The sequence below is a fragment of the Collinsella sp. D33t1_170424_A12 genome, from assembly GCF_015554865.1.
Lineage (GTDB): Bacteria > Actinomycetota > Coriobacteriia > Coriobacteriales > Coriobacteriaceae > Collinsella.
On the sequence record NZ_JADNJJ010000021.1, the window covers coordinates 1 to 14,055 of the forward strand.

13 protein-coding genes and 2 tRNA genes are annotated in these 14,055 nt (G+C 62.6%); 1 reads left to right on the forward strand and 14 read right to left on the reverse strand.

Annotated features, from left to right (window positions below; translation table 11 throughout):
* The 14 genes from I2E26_RS01025 to I2E26_RS01090 all read right to left on the reverse strand — a co-directional run.
* The coding region (locus I2E26_RS01025; RefSeq protein ID WP_195419271.1) for an ABC transporter ATP-binding protein at positions 1 to 1,673 on the reverse strand (1,673 nt) is incomplete at its 3' end.
* Between the two features lie 373 nt (positions 1,674 to 2,046).
* Positions 2,047 to 2,685, reverse strand: coding sequence for an NUDIX domain-containing protein (locus tag I2E26_RS01030; RefSeq protein ID WP_195419272.1), 639 nt, complete (start codon positions 2,683 to 2,685; stop codon positions 2,047 to 2,049).
* A gap of 93 nt (positions 2,686 to 2,778) precedes the next feature.
* Complete coding sequence (gene purD, locus I2E26_RS01035; RefSeq protein WP_195419273.1) at positions 2,779 to 4,086, reverse strand: phosphoribosylamine--glycine ligase; 1,308 nt, start codon at positions 4,084 to 4,086, stop codon at positions 2,779 to 2,781.
* A gap of 105 nt (positions 4,087 to 4,191) precedes the next feature.
* The gene (locus tag I2E26_RS01040; protein ID WP_147587727.1) at positions 4,192 to 5,475 is read right to left on the reverse strand and encodes an adenylosuccinate synthase; all 1,284 of its coding nucleotides are present in this window, start codon (positions 5,473 to 5,475) and stop codon (positions 4,192 to 4,194) included.
* Positions 5,476 to 5,596: 121 nt separating this feature from the next.
* Complete coding sequence (gene dnaB, locus I2E26_RS01045; RefSeq protein ID WP_195419274.1) at positions 5,597 to 7,003, reverse strand: replicative DNA helicase; 1,407 nt, start codon at positions 7,001 to 7,003, stop codon at positions 5,597 to 5,599.
* Between the two features lie 573 nt (positions 7,004 to 7,576).
* On the reverse strand, positions 7,577 to 8,101 hold the full coding sequence (gene rplI / locus I2E26_RS01050) for a 50S ribosomal protein L9 (protein ID WP_195419275.1): 525 nt from the start codon (positions 8,099 to 8,101) through the stop codon (positions 7,577 to 7,579).
* A gap of 40 nt (positions 8,102 to 8,141) precedes the next feature.
* Positions 8,142 to 9,134, reverse strand: a complete 993-nt coding sequence (locus I2E26_RS01055) for a DUF2232 domain-containing protein (protein ID WP_195419276.1) — start codon at positions 9,132 to 9,134, stop codon at positions 8,142 to 8,144.
* A 25-nt stretch (positions 9,135 to 9,159) separates the two neighbouring features.
* Positions 9,160 to 9,426, reverse strand: a complete 267-nt coding sequence (rpsR, locus tag I2E26_RS01060) for a 30S ribosomal protein S18 (RefSeq protein ID WP_006235829.1) — start codon at positions 9,424 to 9,426, stop codon at positions 9,160 to 9,162.
* 72 nt (positions 9,427 to 9,498) lie between these two features.
* Entirely contained in the window at positions 9,499 to 9,966 is a 468-nt protein-coding gene (locus I2E26_RS01065; protein ID WP_147587730.1) for a single-stranded DNA-binding protein, read from the reverse strand.
* A gap of 66 nt (positions 9,967 to 10,032) precedes the next feature.
* On the reverse strand, positions 10,033 to 10,326 hold the full coding sequence (gene rpsF, locus I2E26_RS01070; RefSeq protein ID WP_195419277.1) for a 30S ribosomal protein S6: 294 nt from the start codon (positions 10,324 to 10,326) through the stop codon (positions 10,033 to 10,035).
* Positions 10,327 to 10,767: 441 nt separating this feature from the next.
* On the reverse strand, positions 10,768 to 12,075 hold the full coding sequence (locus I2E26_RS01075; protein ID WP_195419278.1) for a DUF4013 domain-containing protein: 1,308 nt from the start codon (positions 12,073 to 12,075) through the stop codon (positions 10,768 to 10,770).
* A 42-nt stretch (positions 12,076 to 12,117) separates the two neighbouring features.
* Entirely contained in the window at positions 12,118 to 12,699 is a 582-nt protein-coding gene (locus I2E26_RS01080; protein WP_195419279.1) for a hypothetical protein, read from the reverse strand.
* Between the two features lie 315 nt (positions 12,700 to 13,014).
* Positions 13,015 to 13,107: transfer RNA gene (locus tag I2E26_RS01085), tRNA-Ser, on the reverse strand.
* A gap of 50 nt (positions 13,108 to 13,157) precedes the next feature.
* Positions 13,158 to 13,248, reverse strand: a tRNA-Ser gene (locus I2E26_RS01090).
* Between the two features lie 165 nt (positions 13,249 to 13,413).
* Between I2E26_RS01090 and I2E26_RS01095 the strand changes: the two genes are divergently transcribed.
* Positions 13,414 to 14,055: trimeric intracellular cation channel family protein (locus tag I2E26_RS01095; RefSeq protein ID WP_195419280.1), on the forward strand; the 642-nt coding region annotated here is incomplete at its 3' end.

The window sequence follows — 14,055 nt, forward strand, 5'->3', positions numbered from 1 at the left end:
ACGACCTTGCCATGTTCCACCGTCGCGATCTCGTCGGCGTTCTTAATGGTCGAAAGACGGTGCGCGATGATGATCGTGGTGCGGTCTGCCGCCAGGCGCTCGAGCGACTCCTGCACGGCGCCCTCGCTCTCGTTATCGAGCGCCGAGGTTGCCTCGTCCAGAATGAGGATCGCGGGATCCTTCAGGAAGACGCGGGCGATGGCGACGCGCTGCTTCTGTCCGCCCGACAGACGGCTGCCGCGCTCGCCCACCACCGTGTCGTACCCCTCGGGCAACCCGGCGATGAAATCGTGGATGTTCGCACGGCGGGCGGCCTCCTCGATCTCGGCGTCCGTTGCACCCGGTCGCCCGTAGGCGATGTTCTCGCGCAGCGTGCCGTCGAACAGGTACACATCCTGCTGCACCAGGCCGATCGCACGACGCAAGCTCTCCTGCGTGACCTCGCGGATATCCTGGCCGTCGATGCTGATCGAACCGGACGCCACATCGTAGAAACGCGGAAGCAGCGAGCACGTCGTGGACTTGCCGCCGCCCGACGGTCCAACGAGCGCGATAGTCTCGCCCGGCTTGATGCTCAAGCTCATGTGATCGATCACGGGGCGCTCGGATGCGCCCTGTTCGGCAAGGTCGGCCTGATCATAGGAGAAGCACACATCGCGGTACTCGATAGCGCCGGCCGAAACCTGCAACGGGCGCGCGCCGGGCGCGTCCACGATATCGGGCGCCGTAGCCAGCACCTCGTCCATACGACGAAAGCCCGCGATGGCCTTCTGGAACATCTCGGTCGAGTTGACGAGCGTCTCGATGGGTCCGGTGAACAGGCTGATGTACAGCGCGAACGTGGCCAGGTCGACGGCGGTCATCCGCTGCGTGGCCACCAGATAGCCGCCCAGCAGCACGATCGTGAGGTAGTGCACCGCCGTCATGCAGGCACTCGTTGCCTGATAGGCGCCCATCGCGTGGTACTGCTTGATCTTCGAATCCAGATAGCGGTCGTTCGCCACGCGGAACTTCGCGCGCTCGGTGTTCTCGTTGGCAAACGACTTCACCACGCGCATGCCGCCAAGCGAATCCTGCAGCTGCGAGTTGACCTCAGAGATCTTCGTCCGGTTCTCGGCAAACACCTCGCGCATGCGGAAGTTCTGCCGGATCATGATGACGACGAACACCACCGTCACCACGGTAAGCGCAGCCGCCAGCGGGCTCGAGATGGTAAACAGAATCGCCAGCGCGCCCACGATCTTGATGCCGCAGATGATGATCCACTCGGGCAGGTGGTGCGCGCCCTCGCAGATATCGAACAGGTCGTTGACCACGCGGCTCATCATATCGCCCGAACTATGCGCGTCGAAGTAGGCGAAGCTGAAACGCTCGTACTGGTCGAACAGGTCCTCGCGCATGCGCGACTCCATGCGAGCGCCCATGATATGGCCCTGCGCCGAGACGAAATACATGCACGCCGTTCGAATCACGTACATGATTCCCAGGCCGATACCCAGGTAGACGAGCCCATCCATGATGGCGGACCCGCTCTGCGTGAACAAACCGCCCGTAAGCGCGCGCAAGATGATAGGAAACGCCAGGTCGATACCCGCGTACGCAAGCGCACACAGCGTATCGGCTATAAACAGCCCCTTCTCGGGTCCGTAGTACGACAAGAATCGCTTAAACATGTACACCTTCCCTCGTATCGTGCCGGAGGGCGGACGGGAGGGCCCTCCGGGCTGGTCCTCGCTACGCTGCGGGAAAGCCCGGCGGACCCTCCCGTCCGCCCTCCGGCCCGCAACTCGTCTCAATCAGAAATGACCCGCTCTCGTACCCGCCCCGAGCGAAGCGAGGCTGGCGGTTCAACCAAAAAATGCCCACAAAGCCGTCCCGAGCGAAGCGAGCCGGACGGCAGCATCCCTTGTAACAAGAATGAGTGAACGAGCATCTTCCGAAGGGAGGCCTCGGTGCGGGCGGGCGGCTGGTCCGTGGGGGCTTTCCCGCAGCGAAGCGAGGACCAGCCCCCACGGACCAGCCGCCCGCCCGCGAGCGCAGATCTTCCTACAGTCGATGCGAGACCGCATCGAGGGCAAGAGCGCCCACGACGGTCTTTGCATCTTCGATCTTGCCGTCGAGGACGGCGTCGATGAGCTCGGAGAGCGGTACCAGGTCGACGTTCACGAACTCGTCGTCATCCGGAGAGGCGCCATCGAACTCGAGCTGCGTCGCAAGGTAGATATGGATCAGCTCGTCGCTAAAGCCGCAGGACGACGCGATCGTCGTGAGATACCGAATGCGGCGCGGCGTGAAGCCGGTCTCCTCGCGCAGCTCTCGCTTGGCACATTCCAGCGGATCCTCGCCCGGATCGAGCTTGCCGGCGGGGATCTCCACCGTCACGCGGTCGAGCGCGGTGCGGTATTGGCGCACCAGCACGATCTTGCCGCTATCCGTAAGCGCCACCACCGCGGCGGCACCCGGATGGCGCACGATATCGCGCTTCGAGCGGCGGCCGTTCGGCAGCTCCACGTCCAGCGAGCGCACATCCAAGATCTTGCCCTGGTAGGCCATATCCTCGCCCAGGATCTTCTCATGCAGCTCGGCATCGCGCGGATCCTCGTCGCCCAGCACCAGCATGGGCTCGTCACCCGCGAGCTCGTCATCCCCTTCGATGACCTTGGCCTCGCACTCCTCGTTGCTCATCGCATAGCTCCTCTCGCACGCAAAAGACGCGCTCCGCCCGGCTGTAGCCATGGGGATGCGCGTCTCGCTCATCTCATTCGTATGCCGGCGCGCTTAGGCGTCCCAGGCATCGCGGCCGCGCAGGGCGCGCAGGCCGATATCGCGGCGAAGCGTCTTGCCCTCGAACGCGATCTTGTCGCACGCGGCGTATGCCAGGTTGCGAGCATCCTCGAACGTCGCGCCCAGTGCGGTGACGTCGAGCACGCGGCCGCCGGAGGTCACCAGCTCGCCCTCGTCGTTCACAGCCGTTCCGGCGTGGTACACCGTCACGTTCTCCATAGCCTCGGCATCCTCGATACCGGTGATGACCTTGCCCTTCTCATACGAACCCGGGTAGCCCGCGCTCGTAAGAACCACGGAGACCGCCCACTCGTCGCGCCATTCAAGCTCGACATCGCTCAGGCGCTGCTCCGCACACGCAAGCATGACCTCGACCAGGTCGCTCTTCAGGCGAGGGATCAGCACCTCCGTCTCGGGATCGCCGAAGCGTGCATTGTATTCGATGACCTTCGGGCCCGCCGGCGTGAGCATGAAGCCGCCATACAGGCAGCCGCGAAAATCGATGCCCTCGCGCTGCGCCTCGGCGATGGTGTCTTCCAGGATGCGGCACATCGCGGCATGCTCTTCATCGGTCACGATGGGCACGGGGCTGTACACGCCCATGCCGCCCGTGTTGGGACCCAGGTCGCCCTCGAGCGCGCGCTTGTGATCCTGCGAGGTCGCCATGGGGCGCACGACCGTACCGTCCGTGAAGGCCAGCAGCGTGCACTCGGGACCGGTGAGCATCTCCTCGATGACCACCGTGCTGCCGGCGTCGCCGAAGGCGCCGTTGAAGCACTCGTGCACCGCGTCCAGCGCCTCATCCAGCGTGAGGGCAACCACGACGCCCTTGCCAGCCGCCAGGCCGTCGGCCTTCACGACCACAGGAGCCCCCTGCTCGCGAACGTAGGCGAGCGCCGCCTCCTCGTCCGTAAAGGAACCGTACGCGGCCGTGGGGATACCGGCGCGGGCCATGAGCTGCTTCGAGAAGAGCTTGGAGCCCTCCAGCTGCGCGCCCTCGGCGCCCGGGCCGAAGCACGGGATGCCGGCGGCGCGCACGGCGTCGGCCACGCCGGCAACCAAAGGCGCCTCGGGGCCGATGACAACCAGACCGCAGCCGGTCTCGCGGGCGAAATCGGCAACGGCCTCGGCGTCGGCCTCGTTCAGCGAGACGTTCTCGCCAACCTCGAGGGTACCGCCGTTGCCGGGAGCGATGTAGAGCTTGCCGCAGCGCGGGGACACGGCAAGCTTCGCAGCCAGCGCGTGCTCACGGCCGCCGGCACCCAGCAGCAGGATATCGATCGTGTTCTCGGATGCGCCCATGCGTCCTCCTTATACACGCGCAGGCCCCAAGGGGCCCGCGCACTTACACCAATCGCTCGGCATCGCGATGCCCAGCGTCATGAACTTATACGTGCGCGCGTGGACCTACCAGCTGCGCATGATGGTCTGCTCGCGGTCGGGACCAACGGCCACGATCGAGATGCGGGTCTTGGCGAGCTTCTCGATATAGGCCACGTAGTCGCGCGCCTCCTGGGGAAGCTCGTCGAACGAACGGCAGCCCGAGATGTCGCACTTCCAGCCAGGCAGCTCCTCGTACACGGGGACGGCCTTGGCGAAGCGGGCCTCGTGCTCGGGCACCGTGGTGTAGCGCTCGCCGTCAACTTCATAGGCCACGCACACCTTGATGGTGTCGAACTCGGAGAGCACGTCGAGCTTGGTGAGCGCGATATCCGTAAGGCCGTTCACGCGGGCGGCGTAGTTGGCGATGACGCCGTCGAACCAACCGCAGCGACGGCGACGGCCGGTAGTCACGCCGTACTCGGCGCCCACCTCGGTGAGCACGCGACCCGGGCCGTCCTCATAGGGCAGCTCGGTGGGCATGGGGCCGGAGCCCACGCGCGTGATATAGGCCTTCATGATGCCCAGCACGCGATCGACGTTCTTCATGCCAACGCCCGAACCCGTCACGGCGCCGCCGGCGGTGCAGTTGGACGACGTCACGAACGGATAGGTTCCGTGGTCGATGTCGAGCAGCGTTGCCTGGGCGCCCTCGAACAGGATGGACTTGCCAGCCTCCACGAGGTCGTTCAGCAGGATGCCCGTCTCGCAGATATAGGGGCGCAGACGCTCGGCCATGGGCAGGTAGGTCTCGCAGATCTGCTCGACCGTATAGGTGGGCTTGCCATAAACCTTGCCCAGCAGCGCGTTGGCGCGGGCCAAGGCCACCTCGAGCTTGGAGCGGAAGACCTCTTCGTCCAACAGGTCCTGCATGCGCAGGCCAACGCGGGCCATCTTGTCCTGGTAGCAGGGGCCGATGCCGCGCTTCGTGGTGCCGATGTTGGCAGCGCCGAGGGACTCCTCGAACGCGCCGTCAAGATCCATGTGATACGGCATGATCACATGCGCGTTGCCCGACACCTTCAGGTTTGCCGTGGAGATGCCGTCGTTCTCGAACATATCGATCTCTTCCAGCAGCACCGCGGGGTTCACCACGCAGCCGTTGCCGATCACCGAGATGCAGTCGGGATACATGATGCCCGAGGGAACCTGGTGCAGACCATATTTCTTATCGCCCACCACAATCGTGTGGCCCGCGTTGTTACCGCCCTGATAGCGTACGACGCAGTCGAAATCCGGCGCGATAAGGTCGCAGATTTTGCCCTTGCCCTCGTCGCCCCACTGGGTACCGACCAACACTGCCGACGTCATGACAACTCCTCATAGAATCGAATGAACGGAGGCATACCCTCCAACGTTCCTATTATAGTTGGCGGCGCGCCCAACGCGGCGCTCACACCGTATTTGCGTTATTCGCCGGATAGCCATTCGGCTACTGCTCGTCCGCATGCTCGTTCAGTTCGTAGAACTTGGTCGAGGACGGCAGGAACACCAGGTCGACGTCGCCAATCGGGCCGGAACGGTTCTTCGCCAGCACGATACGCGTGATGCCCTCGGGCGGACGGTCGTCGCGCGCGGCCTCCTGCTCGGAGCTGGAGCGGTCCAGGAACATAACGATGTCGGCGTCTTGCTCGATCGAGCCCGATTCACGCAGATCGGAGAGCTGCGGACGCTTACCGGTTCGGCTTTCCACCTGGCGCGACAGCTGCGACAGCGAGATCAGCGGAATCTTGAGCTCCTTCGCCATGATCTTTAAGGCGCGGCTCATCTCGGACACCTCGACGGCGCGACTCTCGGCGCGGCGGCCGGCCGGAGGGCTCACGAGCTGCAGGTAGTCCAGGATTACGATAGCGCGCTCCTTGTTGTGCAGCATACGGCGCGCCTTCGCTCGAATCTCCGTCACCGTGGTGCCGGGTGTATCGTCGATCAGGATGTCGAGCTTCGACAGCTCCTGCGTCGCCTCGTTGATGTTCATCCACTCCTGCGGAGAGATGCGGCCCGTGCGGAAGTGAGACATATCCACCTGCGCGTGGGCGCAGATGAGGCGCTGCGCGATTTCCTTGCCGGACATCTCCAGGGAGAAGAAACCGACGGTGTAACCGGCTGCAGCCGCGTTTAGGGCGAGATTCAACGCGAACGACGTCTTACCGACGGCGGGGCGGGCGCCGATGATGACGAGCTGGCCCTCGCGGAAACCCATGAGCATGCGGTCCAGGCTCGGATAACCCGTCGGGACACCCTGGGAGACGCCGCCCGCGGCGCAAACCTCCTCGGCCTCCTTGTACGCTTCGACCATGAAGTCAGTCAGCGGCTTGTACGAGCTGCGGACTTCGCGCGCAGTCACCGACAGGAGCATGCTCTCGGCGCGCTCGATAACTTCCTTGGTGTCGGTGGGCGCGTTATACGCCAGGGCGTTGATCTGGTTGGTGGCGCCGATGATCTCGCGCAGCATGGAATCGCGGCGCACGATACCGGCGTGGTGCTGCCAGGTGGCGAGCGCCAGCGTCTGACCCATGAGCTCGAGGATATACGCCTCGCCGCCAACCGCCTCGAGCTTATCGATCGAGCTCAGGTAATCCGAAAGCGTGATCGCATCGATGGGGAGGTTGCGATCGTACATATCGTGCATCGCCATGAACAAGGTCTTGTGCGCGGGGCGATAGAAGTCATCGGGTAGCAGCTCCACCAGTGCCTCTTCTACCACCTCGCCAGATAGCAGCATGGCCGATAGGACGCGCGCCTCGGCCTCTATGTTGTTCGGAGGGGTGAGCTGCGCCCCGCGCTCAGAGACCGACCCCGATCCCCACGCTCGGTCGTCCCGTTCACTCATCAGCTCCATGCGGTACTCCTTATCAGCTGTCGACCATACGTTTTGAAGGTCTTTCGTTAAGAGAACAGTCAACTGGCAAGCATGTCAAGTCCATAGCCACCAGCTTCTACCTGCGGTTTTAGAACTCCACAGCAAGCTGTAGAAAACTCCAATACCGTTCTCCTGCGCAAACGCTAGTTTTCCACGTTTTCCACAATTTTTTACCGAGCTCAAAATAGTTTTCCACAGGCTGATGGCGCATCGATAATTCGCAGCCTTTGCTCAACCATAACGCGGCGCTTACGAACGCCAGTCCAAAGGCATGATTGTTTTCACAGGTAGATTGCCTGATACAGACAGAGGGGCGCTTGGTTGCCCAACCCCTGCAGCACTCCCTGCAACAAAACTCGTACATGCACTTCATACGCCGTCAGCGTTTCAACAGACGCAAACATGCGAACCTGTGGAAATCCATGCGTCTGCATGCCTGCGTTCTTCACCGTCCAAAACGCGGTTGATAACCCGCGCCGAGGGCCCCGTGTCAAACAAAAAGAGCCCGACCCATCAGGGCCGGACTCTTCATGCAGCACTGCTTGCAAGCAGTTACTCGGCAGCAACCTCAGCGTCAGCGGCGACCTCGGCGGCCTCGGCGGCCTCCTCGGTCTCCTCCTCGACCTCTTCGGCGGTAACGCCGACGAGGACGGTGACGGTGGCGCGGATCTCGCGATACAGCGAAACAGCAACCTCGTGGGAGCCGGCGACCTTGATGGCCTTACCCAGCTCGACACGCTTGCGGTCAACCTCGACGCCAAGCTGATCCTTGATAGCATCAACGATCATAGCGGAGGTGACGGAACCAAAGAGGATGCCCTCGTCGCCAACCTTGGCGTCGACGACAACGGACTTGCCCTCGAGGGTCTCCTTGAGCGAGTTGGCGTCGGCAATGCGGACGGCCTCACGCTTCTCAATGTTGTTGCGACGCTCCTCGAGCTGCTTCAGGTTGCCCTTGGTAGCCGCAACGGCGAGCTTCTTCGGGAAGAGGTAGTTCTCGGCATAACCCTGAGCGACGTCTACGACGTCACCCTCGCCACCCTTGCCCTTGATCTCACCCAGAAGAACGACTTTCATGAGATCTCCTTGTTACATGCACCGTGTAATCGGCGCTTTCTTACGAGTTTGCCTGAGCGTGCGAAGAACCCCGATCAAGTTTTCGGAAGTTCGCCCACACGTCGATCAGGCCAACGATGCTCACGAAGAAGAACATCGTTTCAAGCCAAATAGACAGAACGGTCAGCGCGGTGCGCCCAAAACATCCCAGGCGCCAGCGGCCCATAAGATGCAGGACAACGCCAAACCCCTGGAGTGCAAAGATGATGCGAACGCTCAACAGAACGGTCGCGCTCACCGTAAGCACTGCCTGAGACCCCGGGAACCCGGCCGCGGATGCTCCCAGTCCAAGCACAGATAGCGCCAGGACGGCAACAGGCCACAAGGGCATGTCGAAACGAGCAATGACCGGCATCCTCGCCACACCAGTGGTGCGCGCACCCATAAGGAACGAGCCGATGGCTGCAGCGAGAACATCAGATACAGAGGAGACAACGTACACGAAAGGCCAGATCGCCATAAACAGCGGCTCGAGCTGGCGAGCCATAAGCTCAGCCTGAACTCCGCCGCCGGCGGCCTCGACCACCCCGTCCGACATCGCACCAAACATGCTCTGATACACCTCGGAGACCGTGGTGCCCGCCATCATGGCAAAGCCCGCTTCGACCCCCAGGTTCATAAGGGTGAGCAGTACAACGAGCACGCTCACGCCCGTAACGTTCGCACGATGGGTGCGCATGAGCCACACGGTGCCGGCGACGCTCGCAAACGTCATCGCCACCATCGCGGCGTATGCCGGTGCGGCAACAGCCGACCCGACCGCGATGATGGCGGCGACGGCAGCAGCAAGGAGAAATCCCTTGTTGCCCTGCGCCTCGACCATCTCTCGCATGCCGTACGCCGTCATCACGACTCCGAAAAACGGAACCATGGTGCCGGCCACGAAGCCGAGTGCGAGCCACACCATACCCGAGAGCAGGCGTGGATCGCGGCCCCTCATCGGACTGGGAATCGACGTGCGGTCGATTCCCGTCCCGCTCTCCTCGTTCACCATCTATCTACTCAGGCCCGAGGAATTCCTAGCCGCGATCGCGGTTGCCGCGGGAGGAAACCACGGGAACGGTGTACGGCAGGAGAGCCATCTCGCGAGCGCGCTTGATGGCGTTCGCGATGTCGTGCTGATGCTGCGTGCAAGCGCCAGTGACGCGACGGGGCTTGATCTTGCCACGATCGGTCATGTACTTACGGAGAAGCTGAGTATCCTTGTAGTCGATGAACTCGGTGTTCTCCTTGCAGAACTGGCAGTACTTACGACGCGGCTGACGTGCAGAAAAATCATTAGCCATGTCAAAATACCTTTCGCTTGGCGAGTTGCGTCAAACGCGCCCCGCCGCTCACTAAATCAGGTGAATATCCCGTTAGAACGGAATATCCTCATCGTAAACCTCGGCCACCGGAGCCACCGGGGCAGGCGCAGCGGGAGCACCCATCGGAGCGGGCTCATAGCCGCCCTGACCATATGCGGGCTGACCGTAGCCGCCCTGGCCTCCGCCTTGCTGGTTGCGAGAGAGGAACTCGATCTCATCGACGATGACCTCGAGCTTGCTCCGGCGCTGACCGTCACGCTCCCAGGAGCTGTAACGGAGCTTTCCCTCGATTGCAACCTTTGCGCCCTTAGAGAGATAGCGGCTCACAGCCTCTGCCCGGGTACCGAACATCGTGCAGTCGACGAAGTTGGGGTAATCCTCCCACTCGCCATTCTGGGGATTGCGACGACGGTCGTTGACCGCCACGCCAAAAGACAGCACCTGAGTGCCGCCCGCCGTGGCCCGCATCTCCGGATCGCGGGTGAGATTGCCAGAAATATTGACTCGGTTGATGCTCATTCGTAACTCACTACCTCTCGCGCCCGCATAGCAATCAGCTTGCCATGCGGCGTCCAAAACAAACTCTTACTCCTGGTCGTCGCGACGAACGATCATGTGACGAACCACGGCATCGGTGATGCGCAGAACGCGGTCGAGCTCGGCGATCTGGGTAGGATCTGCATGGAAGTTGATGAGGGTGTAGTCACCTTCGGTGAGCTTGTTGATCTCGTAGGCGAGCTTGCGCTTGCCCCACTCGTCAACGTTGTCGACCTTGCCGTTACCCTCGGCGATCGCGGTATCGATGCGCTTCATCACAGCGAGACGAGTCTCGGGATCGAGAGCGGGGTCAACAAAAAACAGCAGTTCATAAGCCTTCATTTGGTCACCTCCTCTGGGCATAAGGCTCCGGGTCGTGAAGGTGCGCCCGAAGCAGGAAAGGACTGGATAACTATAGCCGCTGTGTTGGATCCGCTCAAGTTCGCGCAGCTCCGCACCGCAGTACCTCCATAATTACCAGCGCTCGCTCCACCGATGCCTATGGCCTGGCGCCATCCTCTCACGCGGCGCGACCGCCCTGAAACGCTTTCGCTAACGAATATCCCCATTCGGCCCTACAAATCGATAACAACGCAGCTCGCTCTTGCAAGAACGTCACAGACCAGACACAACCTCGTGCGGAACCCCCTCATTTCTCCATAAGCGGGCTCCGCGCGAGGTTGCGGCGGATGATCGGCGCCCTCCTATAGCACGGCGCCTCCCTCACCAGAAGAGCGTCGCTCGCTTCTGGGAAGGGAGGCACCATACGGTTATGCCTGCGTGCTATTCTTCCTCGGTTGGCTCGTCGGATCCATCTTCATCATCGGCATCCGTGGGCTCGCCAGCAAACAGCTCGCTCACCGGCGGCAGCAAGATCGGCCCGTGCGCGGAGTCGGCGGGAGCGGGAGCATCGCCGGAATCGAGAGGCGACTGCTCAACGGCCGGCCCCTCATCGGAAGCCTCCACGGCCTCGTCCGCGATAGGCGAGGTCGCGTCGGCGCAGCTCGCATCCTCGCGCGGCGCATCCTGAACATCCTGGCCGGACGCGCACGTGTCGCCGCTTCGCGCTGCCGACGCCTCCGAGGCCGAGCCCTCGGCGTTCCGCTCGGGCTCGACAGGAACATCGGGGGTCGCAGCCTGCTGCGGCGACGAAGTGGACGAACCGTTCGCCGGATGCCGCGGAACGCTGAAGCCCTTGGCAAGCGGCACGCCATCAGGAAGCGGTGCCGACGAGACACCCCAGCGCGGCAGATCGAAGCGCACGAACCACTGCCCTGTCGCGTTGATCGTCACCAGCTGCATGGCGGTCGAGATCGCACCGCCCACGAACATGGCTACGACGGCAAGCACCACAACGAGCAGAAGGACGGCGGGCCCCATGCCCAGCAGGGCCTGGACGAGAGCGCGCTCCACACCGTGGCCCATCATGCCGGCGCCGTATCCATAGGCCATCACGCCAGCGGCACCGCCCATAAACACGATGGCCGCCAGAACGCTCAGCACCATCGAATACAGCCAATTCACCAAACCGGCAAGCAGCGATATCACGTAGACGCGCATGAAGCCGCCCAGATCGCTCGAGATCATCTGGAAGATCCTGTCGAGTCGCCAGCCGGCAGAGAAATCGTCATACACCGTCGCGCGCAGCGACGCCACCATGATGAACGTGCCCATCAGCATGTTCACGACCTCGCATGCCATCGCGACGACGCCGGCGCCGCCCATGGCGCCAACAAGCGCGATGTTGCCCAACACGCTACCGGACGTCCCAAACAAGCCAAGCGTACCGGCTTCGATGCCAAAGACGAGCGATTCGATGATGCTCAGCGCGATGTTGACGGCCAGCGAAATCACGAAGGCACGGCCGCCCGTCGTCAAGATCTTGCCGTAGTCAACACCCCGCTGCTTGGGAGCCGAATCGACGCCCCAGGCCGTAAGCCGCGCCCACTCGAAGGCGTAACCAAGCAGGACGATCTGCCCCAAAATGGGAATCCAGCCCACCAGCGTAAGAACCAAGATGGGTTTGATCCATCCCTTGTCCCGCGTCAGCATCTTCCACGATGTCTGAAAACTCAAATCATGTGCGAGCATGATGCTCCTTCCCCGTATGCTGTCCCTCGTGGCCCTCGATCGCTATTCGGGGGTCGCGTCCAAATGCGGTTCCAAGCCCAAACCGTCCAAGCTGGCGCGCTCGCGCTCGGCCTCCAAGGCAACCAGACCGGACACGATCGGCTTGGCGCCCGACGGATACAGATGCGATGCCTGTCCCACCGAGTAAAACGTCGGCGCGAACGCGTACGCACCCTCCCCGCGCTCATACGGCTGTGCCAAAAGCGCAGCGGTAACCTCCCCGCGACGAGCCGTCTCGCATACGATTGCATCTTCCCGGCCCGTTGCCAGGTCGACGTAGCCATCGTACGCCAGAACGTACGCCTCGGGTATCTCGCGGGCGAGCAAAGTCCGCACCGATTCGTACACGTCCCGGGGGTCCTCGCCCGGGTGACCCGTGACCTCGAACCCGTCAGACGTGCACAGAATGGTAAACGGGACCATTGCGCCGTCATGCATAAGGCATGAACGCGAGTCCGCGAACGCATGCTCGAGCGCCGTGCGCTGATCGTCCGTGAGCATCAGCTCGACTGCGGCGTCGGCAGCGGACGCGGTATCGGTAGCAGCGCCCGCGCAAACGGCGGCATCGATTCCCTGCTCGTCCATATGGCCTCCTCACCTCTTGCAACCTCATCCCGCACCATGCTGGCGCGTTGCCTTGAAGTGTAGCCGCTCCCACCCGGGCGCAAACACGGGACGCCGAGCATTTAAGCCGCAATTAAGTCGTCTTAAGCCATTACATATGAATGGAGGAGGAGGGATTCGGGGCGGCTGCGCCGCCGACCGCTGCGGGCCTGGCGGCCCTTGCGCGCTTCGCTGGCAAATGCTCAGCGCATTTGCTCAGCTTCGCGCCCTTCCGGGTTCGAATCCATGCCGCGGCAACAAAAAGCGAGCCGCACGGGCTCGCTTCTTAAACTCAGATGGCGGAGGAGGAGGGATTCGAACCCTCGTACCCGGGAACACCGGGTAAACGGTTTTCGAGACCGCCGCATTCAACCACTCTGCCACTCCTCCGTTGGAGTAAAAACATGGCGCACCACAGAGGACGCGCCATGAGAGTTAACTGGCGGAGAGTCAGGGATTTGAACCCTGGAGACGCTTTTGGCGCCTACACGATTTCCAATCGTGCTCCTTCGGCCACTCGGACAACTCTCCGTTAAATGCGAAAGTTATTGTACCGTAAACGGAGCGGCGTGCAACGGAAAATTTCGAACTATCAAAACTTTTTTTGGAGCGCGACCCGTCGCAGCACAACGGGCGAGTAAGATAATCCCGCGCGCGTACCAACCACCGAGCTGCGCGCGGGAAGGATCGCACGCCATGACCCCATTCGCCCTGCCAGTCATCGCCGCCGTCACCGTTACCGCCGGCGCCGCGGGGGAACAGGTCGCCGTACCCTTCTGGCTCGAGATGCTCGCCGTCGTCGTTGCCTCGATCTCGGGCAGCCTGGCAGCACGCGAGCACAAGCTCGACTATATGGGGGGCATCGCGCTGGCGGTGACCTGCGGCCTGGGGGGCGGTATCATCCGCGACGTCATCCTGCAGTGCGGAGACGTCTACATTCTCAACCAGCCGCTCGCGCTTCCCATCTCGATAGCGACGGCAACGTGTGCGTTCATCTTCCCCGATATCGTTGAAAAACCCGACCGCCTCATCGCCGTGCTCGACATCTTCGCCGTCGGCCTCTATGCAGCCGTCGGCGCGGACAAAGCGATGATCTACAGCCTCACCCCCATCAACTGCGTCATGATGGGCTTTTTCACCGCGGTGGGCGGCGGTATGATGCGTGACGTTTTCCTGGGGCAGACGCCCGCGATCTTCCAGCGCGGAAACCTCTACGCCCTCGCTTCGATCGCGGGCGGAGCGACCTACGTCGCCCTGGTGCAGCCGCTGTGCATCTCCAAGCCGATCGCCCTCGTCGCGTGCGTCGCCGTGACCATGGGTCTACGCTGGCTTTCCCTG